The organism is Ferrovibrio sp. GW821-FHT12F09 (genome assembly GCF_058806775.1).
The window spans coordinates 135007-154756 of the sequence record NZ_JBXAPZ010000002.1 but is presented as its reverse complement, the minus strand read 5'-3'; the positions used below and the strand labels follow the sequence as shown (position 1 = coordinate 154756).

The window sequence follows — 19750 nt, the reverse complement described above, 5'->3', positions numbered from 1 at the left end:
CCGGTTTATTTGATGCCGAAGGCGCGTTTGAAAATGTCGCCGATAGCCGTGCCGATATTGGCGTTCTGCGCCACGCTCTCGTAATTGCCGGTATACAGCTTGGTGATGATCGCCTCGCGCGGCGAGGTTTCCCCGAAGCGCAAATGTACGTGACTGCGCCCTGCATCGGTGACATGAGCGGTGGTCGGCCCGATTTCAGGGATATCGACGACGATCTCGGCATCGCGCAACTGCGGCGCCAGTGCCGGCGGCACTTCAAGCCGGGCGCCCGAGACTGACATGTCGAGCAGCCAGACCGGATAGGTCTGCCCGCGGCAGGAGAGAGTGACGGCCTCTTCGATACCGAAGCGCTCCTCGCGGCGCATGCGCGGCCGCTCGACAGCCAGCAGCATGACCAGTGCGAGGATCAGCAGGTTCCAGCAGCTCCAGAAGGTATAGAGCGTCGGGTCGCCGCCGTCGGCCAGCCGGCCTTCGACCAGGCTGCTGCGGAAGGCGAGGATGGCGAAGACCGTGAGCGCGAAGACCGTGCCGGCCTCAAGGAAGACCGGCCAGTTGATCTGGATGCGGTCGGTCATCACCCCCTTGCTGGTGACGCGGAACACCTGGGCCTTGCGGAAGATCAGCGCGGTCCAGACCGCCGGGGCAACGCGCGAGGCGCAGACGAACTCCGTCAGGTCGGTCAGGATCGGCATGATACGGCCGCTGGATACCCAGACGAACAGCGCGGTGGAGGAGAAGAAGGCCGGCATGAAATGATAGGCGTAGTCGCCCACGTCAGCGCGCAGGATCGAGATGCCGCCATACCAGTAGAGCAGGGGCGCAAGCAGGCCGAACAGGCAGAAGGCCGGCAGGCTGAGCCAGTAATTCGCTGTTTCCAGGAACAGGAAACGGTGCATGAGGTCGAGGTTGTTGCGGCCGAAGGGGCCGACCTTGACGAACAGCGACTGGATGGCGCCGATGCCCCACCGGCTGCGCTGCTTGATATATTCACCGATGGTTTCCGGCGCCAGGCCGTTGGACAGCTTTTCGTTCAGGTAGCGGGTGACGTAGCCGGCATCGATCAGCTTGAAGCTGAGCAGAATATCCTCGGTGATGGTTTCCATCGGATAACCGCCGATATCCTCGATGGCGGCGCGGCGGGCGACAAAGGATGTGCCGCAGCAGTATGACACGTCCCAGCCATCCTTGGCCGGCTGCAGGGTGTCGAAGAAAAAGCGCTGCTCGTCGACCCAGGATTCCGACAGCATGAAGTTATGCTGCAGCATGTTCGGATTGAAGAAGAACTGCGGCGTCTGCACCAGGGCGACGCGGGGGTCTTCGAAAAATCCAACCACGCGGCGCAGGAATTTCCGCTTCGGCACGAAATCGGCATCCAGCACCATGATGAACGGCGCATTGGTTTCGGTTTTCGAGATGTTCAAGGCGTGGTTCATATTGCCAGCCTTGGCGCCCTTGTTATCGTCACGCCGCAGATAGCGCACGCCCATGGCAGCACATTTATCGCGCAGCCAGTCGCGCCGGGTATCGTCGAGTACCCAGACGTTAAAGTTCGGATAGTCGAGGGCCCGGGCGCCGAGGATGCTGCGCTCCAGCACCTCCCAGGATTCGTTATAGGTGGGGATGAAGACATCGACCGCCGGCATGTCGATCCGGCTACGGCTGTTCTGTTCGTTCAGTTCGGCAGCCGGCGTGTTGTCGCGGTGACGCCAGAATGTCAGCAGGCAGACATAGGTGCTGAAGGCCAGCATCAGTTCCAGGGTCAGGAACAGCATACCGAAGATAAAGTCGGCCGGCTGCGCCATCGGCGGGATGGTCTCGGTGATGCGCCAGTACATGTAGCGCAGGCTGAGCAGAAGGACCGCTACAATGAAGCCGCGCCGCACCAGCAGGTTGCTGGGCCTGACCAGCGGCAGCAGCAGGATCGCGCCGGCCAGCAGGGCGATGCCGGGAACGGCGGCGAGCAGGTTGTTCACGGATCAGCCGAGGGTGAGGAGGCTGCTGAGGCGGCGGGTGATATTGTCGAGCACGGTATTCTTGATATGCAGACGACCGACGCGGCCGACCGGGCAGGCTTCAGGCTGACTGACCAGAACCTGCGGATTTTCCGCACTGGTGCCCGTGGCGAAGTCGACGGCGAAGATCCAGCGCAACTGGTCGACGCCCGGCGTCGTGGTGATGGCGAATTCGCGGCGGTCGGCATCCTGATCGCCACGCAGACCGACGAGGCGGGCCTTGTGACTGACCATGCGGCCGTTGCGTTCGAATTCCACCATAGCGCTGTCGCCGATCGACAGGGTCTCGTCGGTACGGCGGTCGCGGGCCACTTCGAAGAAGATGCGCGAGCAATCGGCGACCTGCAACAGCGGCACACTGGTCCCGATGGTGGCGCCATCGCTTTCCAGCATGCGCCAGAGCACACCATCGGCTGGGGCAACGATGGCGGCTTCGCCCATCTGCTGGCGCCGGCGCTGTTCGGCCTGGAGTTGGCGTTCGACCTGGGTCTGTTCGGCGACCAGGTCGGCCTTGCGGCTGGTCAGGCCCACGCGCTGGAGTTCGATCTCGTCGCGGCGCTGCTGGGAATAGGGGGCGTTATTGTAAGAGTCGGACAGATAAATGCCCTGGTCGGCGGCATTACGTTCCTGGCGCAGCCGGTCGAAGCTGCGGCGCAGCGTCGCCAGTTCGGCCTGCGCCACTTCGGCCTCCGAACGGCGCTTGTCGAGATCGGCAGTGCTGGCATAGCCCTTTGCGGCCAGCGGTTCGATCCGCTTGAACTGGGCATCGAGCAGGCGAGTGCTGGCTTCGGCCCGGCGGATACGCGCTTCGGCTTCGGCGAGCTGGGCATTCAGGTTCGATACAACGGCAGTGCGGAAGTTCTGGCTGTCGCCCCCAAGCCGCTGCAGAAAGGGTTCCAGCGCGGCGATCTGCTGGTCGATGCCGGTAATGCGTTCCACCAGTGCATCATTGTGGGCCTGCAGATTGGCCAGACGCACGTCGCGATCCGGAGAGTCGCGCAATATGGCCAGGGTCTGGCCGCGCTTCACCCGCTCGCCGATCTGCGTCTCGCCATAGCTGATCTGGCCATCGATGGGCGCACGCAGTGTGATGAGATCGGCATTCACCCGCCCGACCGGGACCTGGGCATAGAACACGCCCGGCACGATTGCGTAACCGAAGACGGCCAGCAGGAGCAGTCCAAGGCCGATGCGAAGGATGCGGCCGGGAATGGCAGGCTTGGTTTTGATTTTGGACATATACATGGCGGTTTGCGGGTTTCCAGCGAACTGGACGGAGTCATAGCGTGAGGCTTCTCAACTTCCGGCATTAAAATACCGTAAGTAGTTTTCTGTCTCGAAAACCTTATGGTTAGTGGAAGATTTACATCGGGAATGAATGACTTACCGCATTGCAATCTGAAAGCGGTGTCCTGGCGGCCGACTTTCGATATATCTACTCGCGCGGGTAAAACAGGCGAGGGTCACGGCCCTGCCGGACCCTTGTGCGGCTCTGATTGTTGCAGGTTGAAATATTGTAATTGTGTTCGATGGCGGTCGTGGCCGCCGGACGGAAGCGGGAAACGACATGCTTGCTACCATTGCCCCGGTTGGCGCCCTGTTGTTGAGCGTTGCCTTGCTGCTGACCGGAAACGGGTTGCAGGGCACGTTGTTGCCGATCCGCGCCAGCCTGGAAAGTTTCGGCGCGCTTTCGATCGGCATTCTCGGGTCGGCCTATTACATCGGCTTTGTCGCCGGCTGCATCGCCACGCCGAAGCTGATCCGACGCGTGGGGCATATCAGGCTGTTCACGGCGATGGTTTCGGTTGCTTCGGTGATTCCGCTGGCTCATGCCATGCTGGTGGGGCCACTGCCATGGTGGCTGCTGCGTGCCATGACCGGCATGTGTCTGGCCGGCCTGTATCTGATTATCGAAAGCTGGCTGAACGAACGTGCGACGCCGGAAAACCGCGGCACGATCTTCACCACCTATACCACCGTGAATTTCTCGGTGATTACCCTGGGCCAGCTGCTGTTGCTGGCCGATGACCCGATCCGCTTCCATCTGTTCAGCCTGGCTTCGATCCTGGTGTCGCTGGCGGCCGTGCCGGTGGCGCTGACCCGTTCACCGCAACCTGCGCCGATTTCCTCGGCCCGTCTCAGCCTGCGCGGCCTGTATCGCGTTTCGCCTGTCGGCGTGGCCGGCGTGCTGACCGTCGGTCTTGCCAATGGTGCCTTCTGGGGGATGGCGCCGGCCTTTGCATCCCAGGCCGGTCTCAGCATTCCCCAGGTTGCCTGGTTCATGAGCGCGACCGTGATCGGCGGTGCGCTGGCCCAATGGCCGTTCGGCCGGCTGTCCGACCGCATGGATCGCCGCAAGACCATCCTGCTGGCCTGCGGGTTGGCGGCCGGGGCCGGCGCCCTGATGATTGTCACGTATCTGACGCTGCCGGCCCTGATGATCGGCGCCGGTTTCCTGTTCGGGGTTTTCTCGTTCCCCCTCTATGCGATCAGCGTCGCCCATACCAACGACATGGCCAAGGATGTCGATTTCGTCGCTGTGGCTGGCGGGTTGCTGCTGATCAACGGAGCGGGCTCGGTGATCGGTCCCTTGGTGGCCGGTGTGGCGATGGACCGCCTCGGTCCCGTGGGGCTTTTTGGCTTCACCGCGGTGGTTCATACGGCGATGGCGGCCTTCGCCGTGCACCGCATGGGCCAGCGTGCGGCTCCGCCACAGGACCAGAAAGCCGATTTCGTGCCGATGCCCTCCACCGCGCCGGTACGGGCGGATCTGGATCCGCGCGCCGATGAGGTGGCCAACCAGGCCGCGAAGGCGGTTTAGGTCTGGCAACGGTCACAAAAAACCGCGCCGGCGGCAGGAAATCTGCCCGCCCGTCGTGTAGGCTGCAGCCATGACGATTCCGAATACAGAACATATGCCTGCCAGCGATATCCCCGTGGCGATGTGGCTGGTCAAAGCCGGGCTCGACGATGGCGTGCCGGCAGACCTGATCACTGAATTCTGCGACCGGCTTGTCGGCGTGGGGATTCCGCTGCAGCGGGTTTTCATCGGTATGGCCACATTGCATCCGCTGGTGCGCGCGCGCGGGTATACCTGGACGGAAAGCGGCGGCCTGATCGGCAACGATGCCATGCCGCATCGCGATCCCGACGACGAGCCGGCGGCCTGGACGGCGAGCCCGCTCCGTCACATGCTGGCCAACGAAGTGGGCGAGATGCGGCGCGCGCTGACCGGGCCTGAAGCCACCTTCGATTTTCCCGTCCTGTCCGAATTCGCCGAGCAGGGCCTGACCGACTGGTTCGCCCAGGCCCACAGTTTCGGATGGGCCTTCAAGAATTCGCACCACATTACCGACCGCTATGCCGGCATCGGCATGATCTGCTCCTTCGCCACCGCAGAGCCGGGCGGTTTCGACGAGGATCATCTGACCCGCATGCGCCGCCTGATTCCGCTGCTGGCACTGGCGGTCAAGGCAGCGATCCTGACCCAGCTCAGCCGCGACGTCACGGCGGCCTATATCGGCGGCGACGCGGCCCAGCGTGTGCTGAATGGTGCGATCCGTCGCGGCCAGGCGGAGAAGGTGGAGGCGGTCATCCTCTACGCCGATCTGCGCGGCTTTACCGCCCTGGCCGACCGTCTGGCCATCGAACCGCTGGTCGAGACGCTGAATGCGTATTTCGATTGTCTGGGACCTGCCATCGAGGCCGGTGGTGGCCAGGTGCTGAAATTCCTCGGTGACGGGTTGCTGGCGAGCTTCCAGCCCGACCATCAGAATACTACGGCAAAAGTCTGTGCCGCGGCCCTGCAGGCGGCGCGGGCGGCGCTCGATGCCGTGGATGAGCTGAACGCGGCGCGCGCTGCCGCCGGATTGCCGGTGCTGGCGCTCGACATCGCCCTGCATGAAGGACTGGTGATGTATGGCAATGTCGGTACCGGGGCGCGGCTCGATTTCACCCTGATCGGTCCGACGGTGAACGAGGCGTCGCGGCTGGAGAATCTCTGCACGGCGCTGGACCGCAACCTGCTGGCGTCGGAATCTTTTGTGCAGTCGGCCGGACCGGGGACGGGGCTGGTCTCGCTGGGCCGCCATGTGCTGCGCGGCGTGGCGGAACCCCGGGAAGTCTTTGGCCTGCCCTGAACAGGCGAAGGCATGGCAGACAAAAAAACGGCGCCTTTCGGCGCCGTTTCCATTCGCGGATGATCGCGGGCGATCAGAGAACCTTGAGGTTCACCGCCGAGGTCTTGCCCTTCTGGGTGGCCAGTTCGTATTCGAGGTTCTGGCCCTCGTTCAGGGTCGACAGGCCAGCGCGTTCAACGGCACTGATATGCACGAAGACATCTGCGCCGCCGGCAGCCGGCTGGATAAAGCCGAAGCCCTTGGTGTTGTTGAACCACTTCACGGTACCGTTCGCCATAGGAAACTCCTGATAGGCATAGTCAAGGAAGGCATGCCGTCGGCATGCCCGGGTCTGCAGACGACCATGCCTTGCGGGCAGGGCCGGACAACCTGAATTCTGGAGAGCCTGGCGGCTGTCGCGGGGATGAAATCCATCGCGACGACCTGCATCAGCAGGCCAAAATACCGATTGCGGTGTTCATAAAGAAGGCAAGGTGCCTGCTTGTCAACGCATCGGCCGGTTGTCTGGGCAGGCTGGGGGCCAATTGAGGCAATATTGTGAATTCTTTGGCTTTTTTGCCCATATGCGGAAAGTAACCTTGAATTAACGCCGGATGTGCTTATCTTCAGTCCTGGTCGTCAAGACCAACGATGATCGCCGACCGTAAAGTGGGATGCAGTGACCCGCCGGCGTATCATCACCTTACCTTCCCCTTCCCTGACAATCTGAACGCTCTGCAATCCTGGCATCCGCTGCGGATTGTATTGGTGCGTTCGCATCGCCGTATGGCAGGATCGCAACAGTTGGGCAATTCGACTGCCCGGGCGAGGGGACGCCTATGGTGTATAATACGACATCGACCACGCGGCGCCTGCTCGCACGCGATGGTCAGGCCCTGGCGGCCGATCTCACCGCCAAATTCCATCATGAACGCCTGCTTGGTTTTGTCGCCCTGTGGTCCAGCGCGATCGAGCCCGGCCGCAAAGTGCCCTCGCGGGATGCTTTCACGCCGGAGCTGCTACGCGACTATCTGCCTTATCTTGTCATCATCGGTATGGATGAGACCCGTCAGCGCTATCGTTTCCGTCTCGTCGGCACCGAGGTGGTGGCCATGAATGGCCGCGACGGTACCGGCAAATGGCTGGACGAACTTTATTCGCCCGCCGATATGGCGGCGCATCACACCGTCCATCAGGGCATCATCGCTACCGGCAGGCCGGTGCGGGTTTTCGGCACGCTGGGATTTGTTGACCGCAGCTATATCGCGCTGGAAGCTGCCGTGGTGCCGCTGGCGGCCAGCAGGCCGGACCATATCGACCAGTTCATGGTCTGCATGGCCTATGGTGAAATCCAGCCGCCGCGCCCTTAAGCCAGTGCCGCGGCCACCTGGTCGGTGGTTGCGGTCCAGCCGACGATGGCGCCCTGGGCACGGATCATCTCGATTGCAGCGGCCTTGAATTCCGGGAAATAGCTTTCGGTGGCGTCTTCCACCAGCAGGCATTCGTAACCGCGATCATTGGCTTCGCGCATCGAGGTCTGCACGCAGACTTCGGTGGTGACGCCGCCAAAGAGAAGATGCGTGATGCCGCGCTGCTTCAGGTCATCCTGCAGGCTGGTGGCATAGAAAGCGCCTTTGCCGGGCTTGTCGATCACCAGTTCGCCGGGCAGGGCGGCCAGCTCCGGGACCAGATCGTTTCCCGGTTCGCCGCGCACCAGAATGCGGCCCATCGGGCCGGCATCGCCGATGCGCAGGCTGGCATTGCCGCGCGTCAGCTTGGCCGGCGGGCAATCCGACAGATCGGCTTTGTGGCTTTCACGCGTGTGGATCAATGGCAGCCCGGCCTTGCGCCAGACAGACAGCAGCCGGGCCACAGTGGGCACGATCACGCCGAGCCGGCTGACATCATTGCCAAGTGCATCGCCAAAGCCACCGGGTTCGATGAAATCGCGCTGCATGTCGATCATGACCAGTGCGGTCTTCTGCAAGGGAAATTCGTAAGGATAAGGTTTGGCGGCGGCGATGCTGGGCATGGTCAGTGCCCTGCCATATGGCGGCCGATGACGGTCAGGTCGGCGGCGGCGATGGCGTCCTCATAGACAATGCGGCCGGAGAACATCACGGCGATGCGATCCGACAGTTCGAACAGCTCGTCGAGATCCTCGCTGACCAGGAGTACGGCAGCGCCACGGTTGCGGGCTGCCATGATCTGGCCGTGGATATCGGCGACGGCGGCGAAATCGAGGCCGAAGCAGGGGTTGGCGGCAACCAGCACATTCACCTCGCCACCGATCTCGCGGCCCAGCACGGCGCGCTGCACATTGCCGCCCGAAAGCTGGCCGATGGCGGCATCCGGCCCGGGAGTCTTGACGCGATAGCGGGCGATAATCTGCTTTGCGGCCTCGCGGAAGGCGCCGGGCTTCAGCCACCAGCCACCAGCCGCGAACGGCGCCTCGTCAAAGCGGCGGAAGGCCAGGTTCTCCGCCACACTCATGCCGGCGACACAGGCATTGCGCAGGGGCTCTTCCGGCAGGCAGGACAGCTTGTGTCGCTTCATCGCCGCACGGCTGCAGTCAAATGTCTCGCCATGCAAGGCAATGCTGCCATCCACGATCTTGCGCTGGCCGGCGATGGCTTCGACCAGTTCGCGCTGGCCGTTGCCGGAGACGCCGGCGATGCCAAGAATCTCGCCGGCGCGCACGCGCAGGCTGACGCCTTTCACCGCGGGCTGGCCGGCATCGTCGGCCACGTTGAGGGTCTTGATGGCAAGGCGGGTTTCGCTGCCGGCTTCGCCACTGCGAGGGGCGGGATCGGGCAGCTTCTGTTCGCCCATCATCATCTTCGCCATATCGTCGGCGGTCAGATCGGTCACCTTGCCGCTGCCGGCGAATTTGCCGCGGCGTAAAACGGTGACGCTGTCGGCAAAGGCAAACACCTCACGGAATTTATGCGTGATGGTGAGTACGGTGAGCTGCTGCGACTTCGTCATATCGCGCAGCAGACCCAGCACCTCGTCGGCCTCTCCCGGTGTCAGCACCGAGGTCGGTTCATCGAGAATAAGGAAGCGGCGCTTGAGATACAGCTGCTTGAGGATTTCGGTCTTCTGCTTCTCGCCGGCCGCCAGTGCCGCGACCTTGCGATCCAGCGGCACGCGGAAGGGCATGGTGGCGAAGAAAGACTCCAGATCGGCCTGCTCCGCCTTCCAGTCGATCACGCGTGGCAGGTCGGTACGCGCCAGCACCAGATTCTCGGCAACTGTCATATCGGGGACCAGCGTGAAATGCTGGTAGACCATGCCAAGGCCGAGCGTATGCGCCATGCGCGGACTGGAAATCGGCTGTTCATGATTGCCGACCATCACCTGGCCGGTATCGGGCGTGTAATAGCCCATCACACATTTGACCAATGTGCTCTTGCCGGCGCCGTTCTCGCCCAGCAGAGCATGGAAGCTGCCGGCTTCCACCTTCAGCGTCACATCGTCCAGTGCCTTAAGGGCCCCGAACTGCTTGCTCATCCCCAGCGCTTCCAGCGACACGGCGCCGGTGGCGGGCGGAGCGGCCGGATCAGGGACGAACATCACCATCAGGCGATGCCCTCCAGGAAGGCAGCCGAGGTGGCGACCGCACCGAATACGCCGCCCTGCATCTTGATCATCTTCAGCGCGGCGTCGTGGTTGCCCTTGTCGGTGGCACCGCAGCAGTCCTCCAGCAGGATGCATTCAAAGCCGCGATCGTTCCCTTCGCGCATCGTGGTATGGACGCAGACATCGGTGGTGATGCCGGTCAGCACGATATTGCGGATGCCACGCAGGTTCAGGATCAGTTCCAGATCGGTGGCGCAGAAGGAGCCTTTGCCGGGTTTGTCGATGATGACTTCGCCGGCTTTCGGCGCCAGTTCCGGGATGATGTCCCAGCCCGGTTCGCCGCGCACCAGAATGCGGCCGCAGGGGCCCGGGTCGCCGATGCCGGCACCGATACGCTGCGAACGCCAGCGCTTGTTGGCCGGCAGGTCGGCCAGATCGGGGCGATGGCCTTCGCGGGTATGGATGATGTGATAGCCCTTGGTGCGCATGGCGGAGAGCAGACGCTGGATCGGTTCGATCGGCGCGCGGGTCAGGGAGAGATCGTAGCCCATGGCGTCGACATAGCCGCCCTTGCCGCAGAAATCGGTCTGCATATCGATGATGATAAGCGCCGTATTCTCCGGCCGCAGGTCGCCATTCCACGGCCAGGGATAGGGATCGGCGGCGACATGACGGCCGGCATTGGCTGTGGCGGTCTGGTAGGTCATCGGGTCACTCCCAGTTCGCCTGGCGCGCCGGCAATCGTGCGGTCGCGCGAGCAGGTCAGGATCATGATCACAAGGGTGAGGAAATACGGCATGGCATTGAACAGGTAATAACCCTGTGTGATGCCGACGGATTGTAAGGCGGGCCCGAGAGCCGCAGCCCCGCCGAACAGCAGCGACGCCCAGAAGCACAGCATCGGATTCCAGCGCGCGAAGATCACCAGGGCGACGGCCGTAATGCCCTGTCCGCTGGACAGGCCCTCGCTCCAGCTGCCGGGATAGGACAGCGAGAGGAACGAACCGCCGATGCCGGCCAGAAAGCCGCCGCTGGCGGTGGCAAACATCCGCACCTGGTTGACGGCATAGCCCAGCGCACGGGCGGCATCGGCGCTGTCGCCGACAGTGCGCACGATCAGGCCCCAGCGGGTGTTGCGGAAAGCCCAGAGCAACACGGGTGCGAGCACCACGCCGATCAGGAACAGCGCGTTGATGCGCAGGGAGTCGCGGACCTGGGCATTGTCGCTCCAGTTGCCGAACGGGATCGAGGGCAGGTTCGGGGCCTGTGGCTGGATGAAAGGCTTACCGAGGAAGAAGGCGAGGCCGATACCGAACAACATCAGCGCGATGCCCACGGCAATGTCGTTGACGCGCGGCAGGCTGCAGATCAGGGCATGCACGATGCCGAACACGGCGCCGGCACAACCGGCCGCCAGTACACCGAGCCAGGGCGAGCCGGTGAGGTAGGACACCGCGTAGCCGCTCATGGCGCCCATCACCAGGGTACCTTCCAGGCCGAGGTTGATGCGGCCGCTTTTCTCGGTGATGCATTCGCCAAGGCTGACGAACAGGAATGGCGTGCTGACGCGAATGGCGCCGGCCAGCACCGCCAGCGGTACGCCCCACCAGCCAAGCAGATCGGCGCTCATGGCTTCATCTTTCGCGACAGCCACGGCAGCCGGCCGTACAGCACTTCGCTGGTCAGAATCGAGATGAAGATCAGGCCCTGCAGCACCAGAACGGTGGCGTCAGGCAGGCCCAGGCGACGCTGCAACAGGCCGCCGCTGGCGCCGATACCGCCGAGCAGGATGGCGACCGGGATGATGGCCAGCGGATTATGGCGGGCGAGGAAGGCGACGAGAATGCCGGTATAGCCATAGCCGACGATCAGCGAGGCATTGGCCTTGCCATGCACGGCAGCCACTTCCACCATGCCGGCCAGACCGGCAGCCGCGCCGGCGAGGCCGCAGGCGACCAGCACCAGCTTGCCGACCGGCAATCCGACCATGCGGGCAGCCTTCACATTGCCGCCGGCCACGCGCATGGCGAAGCCGAACGTGGTGCGATAGATCAGGATATAGGCGAGCACGCAGGCGATGACGCCATAAGCCAGGCCCCAGTGGATATCGGTGCCGGGTATGGTGCTCAGCATATTGGCGTCGCCGATATGCGGCGTGGATGGCTTGTTCAGGCTGGCCGGATCGCGCAGCAGGCCCTCGACCAACTGGTTGAAGATGGCAATGGCGATATAGACCAGCAGCAGGCTGGAGATCGTCTCGTTGACGCCGCGCCAGTGCCGCAAACCGCCGGCAAGCGCGATCCATACCGCACCGCCCGCCATCGCGGCCATCGCCATGGCAAGCTGGACGACCAGCGGCGCCGCGTTGGGCAGGGCCTGGCTGATCGCGGCGGCCGCAAGACCACCGATCACCAGTGCGCCTTCGCCGCCGATCACCACCATGCCAAGCTGAGCGGGCAGGGCGCAGCATAAGGCCGTGAGGATGAGCGGCGCGGCACGGGTCAGGGTGTTCTGCCAGGAGAACCAGGAGCCGAAGGCACCGGCATACATGAGGCTGTAAGTGTCGAAGGGATTGACGCCGGCCAGCGCGACGAAGATGCCGAACAGGACGAGGGCGGCCAGCACCGCCAGCAATGGTACGGCAACGGCCTCGGCACCGCTGCGCAGGATGTCCTGCCAGCGGGCCGTGCCATCGTCGAGTTTAAGCGGACTGGCCTCCACGGCGGTTCACGCGAGGGCGCCGAGCACGCCTTCGACCAGATAGTTCATCTTCTCCAGTTCGATATCGGTCTGGCCGCGCTCGGTACCGGCGGCGATCACCGTGGCGCCCTTGTTGTCCTTGATCGGACCCTTGAAGATCACATAGGAGCCGGTGGTCAGCTTGGCCTTGATGTCGTCGGCATGCTTGCGGGCCTTTTCCTCGACCAGCGGACCATAGGCCGAGGTCTTGACGATGCCTTCCTTGAGGCCGCCGCGCACCAGGTTCGGCAGCTTCTCGCCGCCCTGAACCGACTTGGCGAGCTTGGGATACAGCGCTTCCCAGTTCCATTCGGCGCCGGTGAGATAGCCCTTGGGCGCGAGCTTGGACTGGTCGACGTGGTAGCCGCAGACCATGATGCCGCGCTTCTCGGCGGTCTCGACAATCACCTTCGGGCTGTCGACATGGCAGGTGACGACATCGACGCCCTGGTTGATCAGGCCGTTGGTGGCTTCGGCTTCCTTGACCGGCAGCGACCAGTCGCCGGTGAAGATCACCTGGGTGGTGACATTCGGATTGGCGAGCTTGGCTCCCAGCGTGAAGGCGTTGATGTTGCGCAGCACCTGCGGGATCGGCTTGGCGGCGATGAAGCCGAGCTTGCCGGTCTTGCTGGTGTAGCCGGCGACGATGCCGTTGAGATATTGCGCTTCGTCGATATAACCGAAATAGCTGCCCGCATTGACCGGGTCCTTGTCCGACCACATGCCGCCGCAATGCAGGAAGCGGACCTTGTCGTACTTTTTGGCCAGCTTGATCATATGCGGGTTGTAGTAACCGAACGAAGTCGGGAAGACCAAGGCGGCGCCGTCGAGGTTGATCATCGACTCCATGGTCTTCTCGACCGCGACGGTCTCGGGCACGTTCTCTTCTTCCAGCACCTTGAAGCCGCCGAGCTTCTTCAGTGCGGCCGCGCCCTGGGCATGGGCCTGATTGTAGCCGAAGTCGTCACGGGGCCCGACATAGATGAAGCCGATCGCGACATCCTTGGCGTGGGCCGATCCGAGCGGCAGACCAGCGGTGAGGGTGGCGGCGCCGAGCGCGGCGCTTCCCTGCAGCATGGAGCGGCGGCTGAGCTTGAATTCTGATGTCATGGCAAATTCCCCCTTGTCCCGTGGCAGAAGTCATCTTCGCTTTATACGGGCAGCAAGAGTTGTGCCGCTTCTTGTGCGTTGTAGAAAATTCTTTGTATCCAAGAGCTTGGCATAGAACGCCCGGCCCATTCGTATACATGTCTGGAGTGATTGTATAAAAAATAGCCAATAATTGAGAATTGTATGCATCTTTTATGCGCCAGTTCCGGGCCGATGGTTGCCGTGGCAGAAACATCGACCGACAATCTGTATACGCAACCGACTCCGGGGGCGGCTGACCGTTCATTTTCTGGCCCTGAGTTTTTCCATGATCCTTGGTATTCCCCTGAGCGAACTCGCCTGGCTTGCTGTGGCGCTGCTGGCGGCTGGCGCGGTGACCGGCGTGCTGGCCGGCGTATTCGGTGTCGGCGGCGGCGCTGTCATCGTCCCGGTGCTCTACGAGCTGTTCATTGTCATCGGGATACCGGAAGACGTGCGCATGCCGCTCTGCGTCGGCACCTCGCTGGCGGTGATCATCCCAACCTCGATCCGCTCCTTCAATGCGCATCGGCGCAAGGGCATGGTCGATATGTCGATCGTGAAAATCTGGGCTGTTCCGGTTGTTCTGGGTGTGGTGATCGGCGGCGTGATCGCCCGTTATGCACCGGCCGATCTCTTCAAGGCGGTGTTCGTGGTGGTGGCCGGCGCTTCGGCGCTGCGTCTGCTGTTCGGCAAGGAAAGCTGGAAAATCGCCGACGACATTCCGTCCAATCCGATCATGCGGGCCTATGGCGTACTGATCGGTATCCTGTCGGCGCTGATGGGGATCGGCGGCGGGCAGCTGTCCAGCCTGTTCATGACCTTCTACGGCCGGCCCATCCACCAGGCCATCGCCACCTCCTCGGGCCTCGGGGTCATCATCTCCATCCCCGGCGCGCTCAGCTACATCTATGCCGGCTGGCCGAAAGCTGCGGAGTTTCCCGACATCACCGCTCTGCAGCCGCCGCTCGCACTGGGCTACGTTTCGCTGCTGGGTTTCGTGCTGTTCGTGCCGACCAGCATCTGGACTGCGCCGCTTGGTGCCCGGCTCGCCCATGCCCTTCCCAAGCGGAAACTGGAAGTGCTGTTCGGCCTGTTCCTGGTGGCGGTCTGCCTGCGCTTCGTGATCAGCTTCTTCTGACCGGCCGGCTCTATCGGAACGCCCGGATTGCGGGTATTCCTTTTTGACTATTCTGCTGGGGTAAGGGGATGATGCAACAGGTCCTGAACGACAGGCGGGCCCTGGTGGGGTTGGTCACGGCATTGCTGGTGACCGGGTTTCTTGCCACATCGCTGGCGAGCTACTTCGTATCGCGCCAGTCGCTGCGCGATGCGGTGGTGCAGACCGAACTGCCGCTCACCTCGGACAATATCTATTCGGAAATCCAGAAGGATCTGCTGCAGCCGATCCTGATCTCTTCGGTGATGGCAACCGACACCTTCGTGCGTGACTGGGTATTGACCGGCGAGCAGCAGCCCGACCGCCTGATCCAGTATCTGCATGACATCAAGGGGCGCTACAGCGCTTTCACCAGTTTCTTCGTTTCGGAGAAGACGCGGAATTATTATCACGCCGACAGCCTGCTGAAGCGGGTGGACGAAGCCGAGCCGCGCGACGCCTGGTATTTCCGTGTCCGCGACATGATTCTGCCCTACGAGATCAATGTCGATCCCGATCTTGCCAATCAGGATACGATGACCATCTTCATCAATTACCGTGTCCTCGACTATCAGGGCAACTTCATTGGCGCCACCGGGATCGGCCTGACGGTGAATGCCGTGCGCAACCTGATCACCGAATACGAGCGCCGGTACGGCCGCACGGTGTATTTTGCCGATGAGCATGGACAGATCGTTCTGGTGGGCGAGGATAATGCCGTTCCCGAGAACGATGTCCGTATGCGCGGCCCGCTAGGGCAACTGATGCCGCAATGGTCGCGGCGCGACGTAAAGACTTTTGAATATGAGTATGGCGGCCAAACCCGCTTTCTCAATGTCCGGTTCATTCCGGAACTGGGCTGGTATCTGCTGGTCGAAAAGGAAGCCGACCGCGATCTCGCCCAGATCCGGCGCGCGCTTTATATCAACATCCTCATCTGCATCGTCATCACCGCGCTGGTACTGGCCGGGACCTGGCTGACCGTAACGCATTTCCAGAAACGGCTGGAAGCGATGGCCACCACCGACCGCCTGACCGGTGTGGCCAGCCGTCATGCTTATGACATCCTGATCGATCAGGCGATCCGCGATGCCCGGCGGTTCTCGCAACCGCTGTCAGCGATCATGATCGATGTGGATCGCTTTAAATCGATCAATGACGATCTCGGCCACACGGCCGGTGACCGTGTGCTCAGCGGCGTGGCGAATGCCATCCGTGCTGCCCTGCGTTCTTCGGACATCATTTGCCGCTGGGGCGGCGACGAGTTCCTGGTGGCGTTGCGCAACTGCGATCTCTTCAATGCCGAAAGACTGGCTGAGGCTATTCGCCAGACGGTGGAGGGCGCCAGCTTTACACTGGATGGCCACAGCATCCAGGCGACGGTGAGCATCGGTGTCGCGCCATTGCAGCATGACGATGATGCGACCGCTTTTGTCGCCCGGGCCGACGCGGCTCTCTATCTGGCCAAGCAGGCCGGCCGCAACAAGGTAAAGGTTGAAGACGCGGTCCAGGCCGCGGGCTGAGCGCTGCCTGCCGGCAGGTTGGCGGACAGGGTGAGATTCGAACTCACGGTACCCGTGAAGGTACGGCGGTTTTCAAGACCGCTGCCTTAAACCACTCGGCCACCTGTCCGGCGGGCCGGTCATACGGCTGGGCGGCGGGCTCGTCAACCCGGAGCGACGGGGTGGGTGGAGATAGCCGGCCCGGTCCGGGCCAGCCGATCCCGGCGGTTTCAGGCGTCCTGACGAACCAGCCGCAGCAGGTCGAAATGTCTCGCCGCACCGATCTTGCGATACAGCGAGCGGCGCTGAACCTTCAGCGTGTTGACGCTGACGTCAAAGCGCGTGGCGATGTCTTTCAGCTGTCCGCCAATAATCAGGGCCTCGGCCAGACGCAATTCTGCCCTGGTCAGATTGTAGCCGGCGAGTGCGGCCTGGGCGGAGGCCACCGGTCGCACCATGGGGTCGGTGATTTCGATTGCGGCGGCGATCTGGTTGCCCTCGAAATGCGCATCGCGGCCGGTCACCGGAAAAATCCAGAGGCTGTATGGCAGGTTACCGTTTTGGCGCCGTATGGTCATGGTGCTACTGGCGGGTAGGGCGCGCGGATCGCTGGCCATCGTGGTCTCGCTCTGGCAACTGCGGGCAATCAGTTGCCTCAGGCGTTGATCGTCCGCGTGATCGGGCACCAGAAGGCGGTTATGTGCACTGCTCAGGCCGTCGTTGAGGGCGAGGATGCGCTCGGCTTCGCGGTTCATGGATACGATGCGGCCATGCTGATCGACACAGATCAGGCCTTTGCCTTTGGCGTCGAGGTATTGCTGGCTGACATCTTCGTGGCGTCCCATGCCGATCAGATGCTCGCGGATACGATAGGCCAGTGCCAGATGCGGCAGGAGTCCCTGCATCGCATTGATCTCTGCCGTTTCGAAGGCGCCGACGCGTCGGGACCGATGCACGGCGATATAGGCTGCGGTTCCCGCGCTGACCTTGAACACTGAGCCAAGCAGATAGCGGATGTCGTAGTCGGCGAGATAGTCGTTACAGAATTCGCTCTTCTCGAATTCGCTGGCAGCAATCATGCGATTGCAGCTCAGGGCCCGCCCGATATTTTCGCGCCTGAACAGGATCGGCCGCAGCGGGCTGACCCGGCTGAAATGTGAGGTATAGCGGTCGTACCAACTGCGATCAAAGGCGCGACTGGTGTGTTGCACAACCGGTTTGCCCGTCTTGGCGTTGACCGTGGCCAGCGAGCAGTTCACGCCGTCGAAGGTGGCGTTCAGAATGCGCAGGAAATCGGCCCAGTGCCCGTATTCGATCGCGCCTGAATATAGGTGAGCCAGCAGGCGCGACTGCTCATCCGTTGAGATATGCCCCATAACCAGAACTCCGTCCAACGCTCAGCGAACAGAGTCCTGATCGATCTGCATGTTCGCGATTGATGACGCTGCCTGGTCCCGACGCAGGCCGCATTGTGCATGCGGCTTTATTCCCCATCGGCGCATGCTGGCGGCTGTATAGTCGGATTGGGTTACGCGACCAAGGCTTTTCACGCCCTGCACATGTAACAGTTATTTCAGCGGCGCGATCCCGCTGCATAATCTGGAATCGTTCAAAGGATTATGGCGATTCCAGATGGATTGTATGGGTGCAATGTGCGCCAGAATGCGTAGCTGATCGCGATCAGCCCTTCGTTGCGACGGCACTGTCGTTTTGGCCGATCAGCTTTTCCAGGCGTTCGACAGCCATGCGCTGGGCCGAAATCTTGAGCGTTAGTTCCGCGATGGTTTTGCGCTCGGCAATGGATTGCTGCTCAAGGTCAGTGATTCTGCGGCCACGACGCTGCAATTCTGCGGCATTCCAGCCATAGGCGAGATTGTGGCGTTTATGCGCGGCCAGAACCTGCAGCAGCACGAAAGCAATGCCGGGAATGCCGATCAGGCAGAAAGAAACAATCAGGATAAAGGTCATCATGACGCGGCTCCGGCCCTGTGCTGAACGCGGGTCTCATCAATAGGCGGCGGATGCAGGTTTTGGCAATACTGCATCGGTCGAAGGCCGGGACTTCGCTGCAAATCGGAAATTTTGATTGGATTTGGCGCGAAAAATAGCAACCGTAAATAGTATAAAGCCGGACCGCGCCATGGCTTCAGTGCGGGCCGGGCAGCACCAGGGCAAGTGGTTTCTGCGGCAGAGTGGTGCGAGACACCACCGTGCTCGGACCGGCATTGAGCTTGATCTCATGGGTGGCGCGCAGCCGGGTCAGGAAGCGCTCAAGGGTGCTCTCGCTGAAGTAATGCATCGGGATCACCAGCGGTGCGGCGAGCTGGGTGATGACTTCCTGCATATCGAAAATGTTGAGCGTCAGGCCGCCATCGACGGGCACGAAAACCACATCGATACGGCCCAGATCGGCCAGATGGCCCGGGGTCAGCTTGTGATGCAGATGGCCAAGATGCGCGATGCAAAGATCGGCGACGTCGAACACGAAAATAGAATTCCCATCGTATTCGGTGCCGTTGAAATTGCGGATGTTGGTCGGCACGTTGCGCACGCGCATATCCTTGTACTGGATATTGTGACGTGCCGGCTTATCCTGGTAAGTCCAGCCGCGCAGGACATGGGTTATGCCCGGTTCCGGGTGATCGGTGAAATGCGTGGTATGAGCATAATTCATCGTCACGATGTCGGGCCGTACGGCAGGGCGGATATAGTCGTTGTAGTCGGTCGCGGCCGTCACACCCATGGGCGTCTCGATCAGGAAGGTGGCGTGGCCGACAAAAGTGATGCGCGTGCTGCTGGCGGGAGCCGCTGCCAGCCGCATGCTGGCCGGCATGATTTGTGGCCGCCGTTCCGACACTGCTCCCAGGCAGGCCGCCCAGGACAGGGCGGGCAGCAGGGTGGTTGCCAGGCTTGCGAGGGCAAGGAGCAGGGCGGGGCGGCTGAGCATGACGCTTACCTCATGATCTGGGGGGCACGATCCATTTGTTTTTTGGCACGTTGTTGCGGCGGTCTTCACGATCGTCCTGGCGCCGGCCAGGGTGATCGGGATTGTTCCTGCGGCGTCGGTCTGGTCCGGCATAATCCTTCGATTTGATGAAGCGCCGGGGGCGCTCCAGCAACGAAGCCAGACAGCGTAACATGACTTCGGGCTGGACCGGCTTCACCAGAAAGTCATCGACACCGGCATTATGCGCTTCGGCCACCCGGTCGGGTTCGGCATGGGCCGTGATCATCACGATGGGAACATTCGGATTGCCCAGTCCGTCGGGCTGCCGGATCATCCGCACCAGCATCAGGCCATTGACGATGCCAAGCTGGAAATCGCACAGGATCAGGTCGAAGGCGCTCTGTTTCAGGGCTTCGATTGCGAGCGACATGTTCGGGGCAAGCGTGATCTTGCTGAAGCCAAGCGCCTGCAGGATGGCATTGAGCGTTGCCGCAGCGGGCGGATGATCCTCGATCAGCAGGATGCGGGCGCGCAGGTATTCTGTTTTCATGATTCCGTTCGCA

Annotated in this window: 18 protein-coding genes and 1 tRNA gene; 5 read left to right on the top strand and 14 right to left on the bottom strand. The window is 62.3% G+C overall.

Annotated elements, in window-relative coordinates; all coding sequences use genetic code 11:
• Nucleotides 1-5 precede the first annotated feature (5 nt).
• On the bottom strand, nucleotides 6-1973 hold the full coding sequence (locus AC1ROB_RS13645) for a glycosyltransferase family 2 protein (RefSeq protein WP_492970597.1): 1968 nt from the start codon (nucleotides 1971-1973) through the stop codon (nucleotides 6-8).
• Between the two features lie 3 nt (nucleotides 1974-1976).
• A complete protein-coding gene (locus AC1ROB_RS13640; RefSeq protein WP_492970598.1) occupies nucleotides 1977-3257 on the bottom strand; it encodes an HlyD family secretion protein in 1281 nt (426 codons plus the stop codon).
• A gap of 322 nt (nucleotides 3258-3579) precedes the next feature.
• On the opposite strand from AC1ROB_RS13640, the gene AC1ROB_RS13635 reads away from it, so the two are divergent.
• Together AC1ROB_RS13635 and AC1ROB_RS13630 are read left to right on the top strand one after the other, a co-directional pair.
• Complete coding sequence (locus AC1ROB_RS13635; protein WP_492970599.1) at nucleotides 3580-4833, top strand: MFS transporter; 1254 nt, start codon at nucleotides 3580-3582, stop codon at nucleotides 4831-4833.
• 70 nt (nucleotides 4834-4903) lie between these two features.
• Nucleotides 4904-6151, top strand: a complete 1248-nt coding sequence (locus tag AC1ROB_RS13630) for an adenylate/guanylate cyclase domain-containing protein (protein WP_492970600.1) — start codon at nucleotides 4904-4906, stop codon at nucleotides 6149-6151.
• Between the two features lie 73 nt (nucleotides 6152-6224).
• On the opposite strand, the gene AC1ROB_RS13625 is transcribed toward AC1ROB_RS13630, so the two are convergent.
• Entirely contained in the window at nucleotides 6225-6428 is a 204-nt protein-coding gene (locus tag AC1ROB_RS13625; RefSeq protein WP_492970601.1) for a cold-shock protein, read from the bottom strand.
• 541 nt (nucleotides 6429-6969) lie between these two features.
• Between AC1ROB_RS13625 and AC1ROB_RS13620 the strand changes: the two genes are divergently transcribed.
• The gene (locus tag AC1ROB_RS13620; protein ID WP_492970602.1) at nucleotides 6970-7500 is read left to right on the top strand and encodes a PAS domain-containing protein; all 531 of its coding nucleotides are present in this window, start codon (nucleotides 6970-6972) and stop codon (nucleotides 7498-7500) included.
• Here AC1ROB_RS13620 and AC1ROB_RS13615 read toward each other — a convergent pair.
• The 6 genes from AC1ROB_RS13615 to AC1ROB_RS13590 are packed head-to-tail and all read right to left on the bottom strand — an operon-like array spanning nucleotide 7497 to nucleotide 13561.
• On the bottom strand, nucleotides 7497-8162 hold the full coding sequence (locus AC1ROB_RS13615; RefSeq protein ID WP_492970603.1) for a cysteine hydrolase family protein: 666 nt from the start codon (nucleotides 8160-8162) through the stop codon (nucleotides 7497-7499). The two genes, AC1ROB_RS13620 and AC1ROB_RS13615, sit on opposite strands and share 4 nt — an antisense overlap.
• Nucleotides 8163-8164: 2 nt before the next feature.
• Entirely contained in the window at nucleotides 8165-9712 is a 1548-nt protein-coding gene (locus tag AC1ROB_RS13610; RefSeq protein WP_492970604.1) for an ABC transporter ATP-binding protein, read from the bottom strand.
• Entirely contained in the window at nucleotides 9712-10419 is a 708-nt protein-coding gene (biuH, locus tag AC1ROB_RS13605) for a biuret amidohydrolase (RefSeq protein WP_492970605.1), read from the bottom strand. Before biuH ends, AC1ROB_RS13610 begins: the two co-directional genes overlap by 1 nt.
• Nucleotides 10416-11342 carry an ABC transporter permease gene (locus AC1ROB_RS13600; protein ID WP_492970606.1) on the bottom strand — a complete coding sequence of 309 codons (927 nt, stop codon included), beginning with the start codon at nucleotides 11340-11342 and terminating at the stop codon, nucleotides 10416-10418. The genes biuH and AC1ROB_RS13600 overlap by 4 nt, the downstream gene beginning before the upstream one ends.
• The gene (locus AC1ROB_RS13595) at nucleotides 11339-12433 is read right to left on the bottom strand and encodes an ABC transporter permease (RefSeq protein WP_492970607.1); all 1095 of its coding nucleotides are present in this window, start codon (nucleotides 12431-12433) and stop codon (nucleotides 11339-11341) included. The genes AC1ROB_RS13600 and AC1ROB_RS13595 overlap by 4 nt, the downstream gene beginning before the upstream one ends.
• A gap of 6 nt (nucleotides 12434-12439) precedes the next feature.
• Entirely contained in the window at nucleotides 12440-13561 is a 1122-nt protein-coding gene (locus tag AC1ROB_RS13590; RefSeq protein ID WP_492970608.1) for a BMP family ABC transporter substrate-binding protein, read from the bottom strand.
• Nucleotides 13562-13868: 307 nt separating this feature from the next.
• Here AC1ROB_RS13590 and AC1ROB_RS13585 point away from each other — a divergent pair, with 307 nt between their 5' ends.
• Together AC1ROB_RS13585 and AC1ROB_RS13580 are read left to right on the top strand one after the other, a co-directional pair.
• Nucleotides 13869-14720: a sulfite exporter TauE/SafE family protein gene (locus AC1ROB_RS13585; protein ID WP_492970609.1), complete on the top strand. Its 852-nt coding sequence runs from the start codon at nucleotides 13869-13871 to the stop codon at nucleotides 14718-14720.
• A gap of 68 nt (nucleotides 14721-14788) precedes the next feature.
• Nucleotides 14789-16261, top strand: coding sequence for a sensor domain-containing diguanylate cyclase (locus tag AC1ROB_RS13580; RefSeq protein WP_492970610.1), 1473 nt, complete (start codon nucleotides 14789-14791; stop codon nucleotides 16259-16261).
• Nucleotides 16262-16280: 19 nt separating this feature from the next.
• On the opposite strand, the gene AC1ROB_RS13575 is transcribed toward AC1ROB_RS13580, so the two are convergent.
• From AC1ROB_RS13575 to AC1ROB_RS13555, 5 genes are all read right to left on the bottom strand, one after another.
• Nucleotides 16281-16370: transfer RNA gene (locus AC1ROB_RS13575), tRNA-Ser, on the bottom strand.
• Nucleotides 16371-16470: 100 nt separating this feature from the next.
• Complete coding sequence (locus AC1ROB_RS13570) at nucleotides 16471-17616, bottom strand: helix-turn-helix transcriptional regulator (protein ID WP_492970611.1); 1146 nt, start codon at nucleotides 17614-17616, stop codon at nucleotides 16471-16473.
• 304 nt (nucleotides 17617-17920) lie between these two features.
• Nucleotides 17921-18211, bottom strand: coding sequence for a hypothetical protein (locus AC1ROB_RS13565; RefSeq protein ID WP_492970612.1), 291 nt, complete (start codon nucleotides 18209-18211; stop codon nucleotides 17921-17923).
• Nucleotides 18212-18386: 175 nt separating this feature from the next.
• The gene (locus AC1ROB_RS13560) at nucleotides 18387-19187 is read right to left on the bottom strand and encodes an MBL fold metallo-hydrolase (RefSeq protein ID WP_492970613.1); all 801 of its coding nucleotides are present in this window, start codon (nucleotides 19185-19187) and stop codon (nucleotides 18387-18389) included.
• A 10-nt stretch (nucleotides 19188-19197) separates the two neighbouring features.
• Nucleotides 19198-19737 (bottom strand): response regulator, encoded by a 540-nt coding sequence (locus AC1ROB_RS13555; protein ID WP_492970614.1) that lies wholly within the window; start codon nucleotides 19735-19737, stop codon nucleotides 19198-19200.
• Between the last annotated feature and the right edge of the window lie 13 nt (nucleotides 19738-19750).

Coding starts and splice junctions, on each gene's coding strand:
- AC1ROB_RS13565 (WP_492970612.1), bottom strand. CDS start 18,211: ATGATGACCTTTATCCTGATTGTTTCTTTCTGCCTGATCGGCATTCCC.
- AC1ROB_RS13615 (WP_492970603.1), bottom strand. CDS start 8,162: ATGCCCAGCATCGCCGCCGCCAAACCTTATCCTTACGAATTTCCCTTG.
- AC1ROB_RS13640 (WP_492970598.1), bottom strand. CDS start 3,257: ATGTATATGTCCAAAATCAAAACCAAGCCTGCCATTCCCGGCCGCATC.
- AC1ROB_RS13630 (WP_492970600.1), top strand. CDS start 4,904: ATGACGATTCCGAATACAGAACATATGCCTGCCAGCGATATCCCCGTG.
- AC1ROB_RS13580 (WP_492970610.1), top strand. CDS start 14,789: ATGATGCAACAGGTCCTGAACGACAGGCGGGCCCTGGTGGGGTTGGTC.
- AC1ROB_RS13590 (WP_492970608.1), bottom strand. CDS start 13,561: ATGACATCAGAATTCAAGCTCAGCCGCCGCTCCATGCTGCAGGGAAGC.
- AC1ROB_RS13555 (WP_492970614.1), bottom strand. CDS start 19,737: ATGAAAACAGAATACCTGCGCGCCCGCATCCTGCTGATCGAGGATCAT.
- AC1ROB_RS13570 (WP_492970611.1), bottom strand. CDS start 17,616: ATGGGGCATATCTCAACGGATGAGCAGTCGCGCCTGCTGGCTCACCTA.
- AC1ROB_RS13585 (WP_492970609.1), top strand. CDS start 13,869: ATGATCCTTGGTATTCCCCTGAGCGAACTCGCCTGGCTTGCTGTGGCG.
- AC1ROB_RS13625 (WP_492970601.1), bottom strand. CDS start 6,428: ATGGCGAACGGTACCGTGAAGTGGTTCAACAACACCAAGGGCTTCGGC.
- AC1ROB_RS13560 (WP_492970613.1), bottom strand. CDS start 19,187: ATGCTCAGCCGCCCCGCCCTGCTCCTTGCCCTCGCAAGCCTGGCAACC.
- AC1ROB_RS13610 (WP_492970604.1), bottom strand. CDS start 9,712: ATGGTGATGTTCGTCCCTGATCCGGCCGCTCCGCCCGCCACCGGCGCC.
- biuH (WP_492970605.1), bottom strand. CDS start 10,419: ATGACCTACCAGACCGCCACAGCCAATGCCGGCCGTCATGTCGCCGCC.
- AC1ROB_RS13620 (WP_492970602.1), top strand. CDS start 6,970: ATGGTGTATAATACGACATCGACCACGCGGCGCCTGCTCGCACGCGAT.
- AC1ROB_RS13635 (WP_492970599.1), top strand. CDS start 3,580: ATGCTTGCTACCATTGCCCCGGTTGGCGCCCTGTTGTTGAGCGTTGCC.
- AC1ROB_RS13600 (WP_492970606.1), bottom strand. CDS start 11,342: ATGAGCGCCGATCTGCTTGGCTGGTGGGGCGTACCGCTGGCGGTGCTG.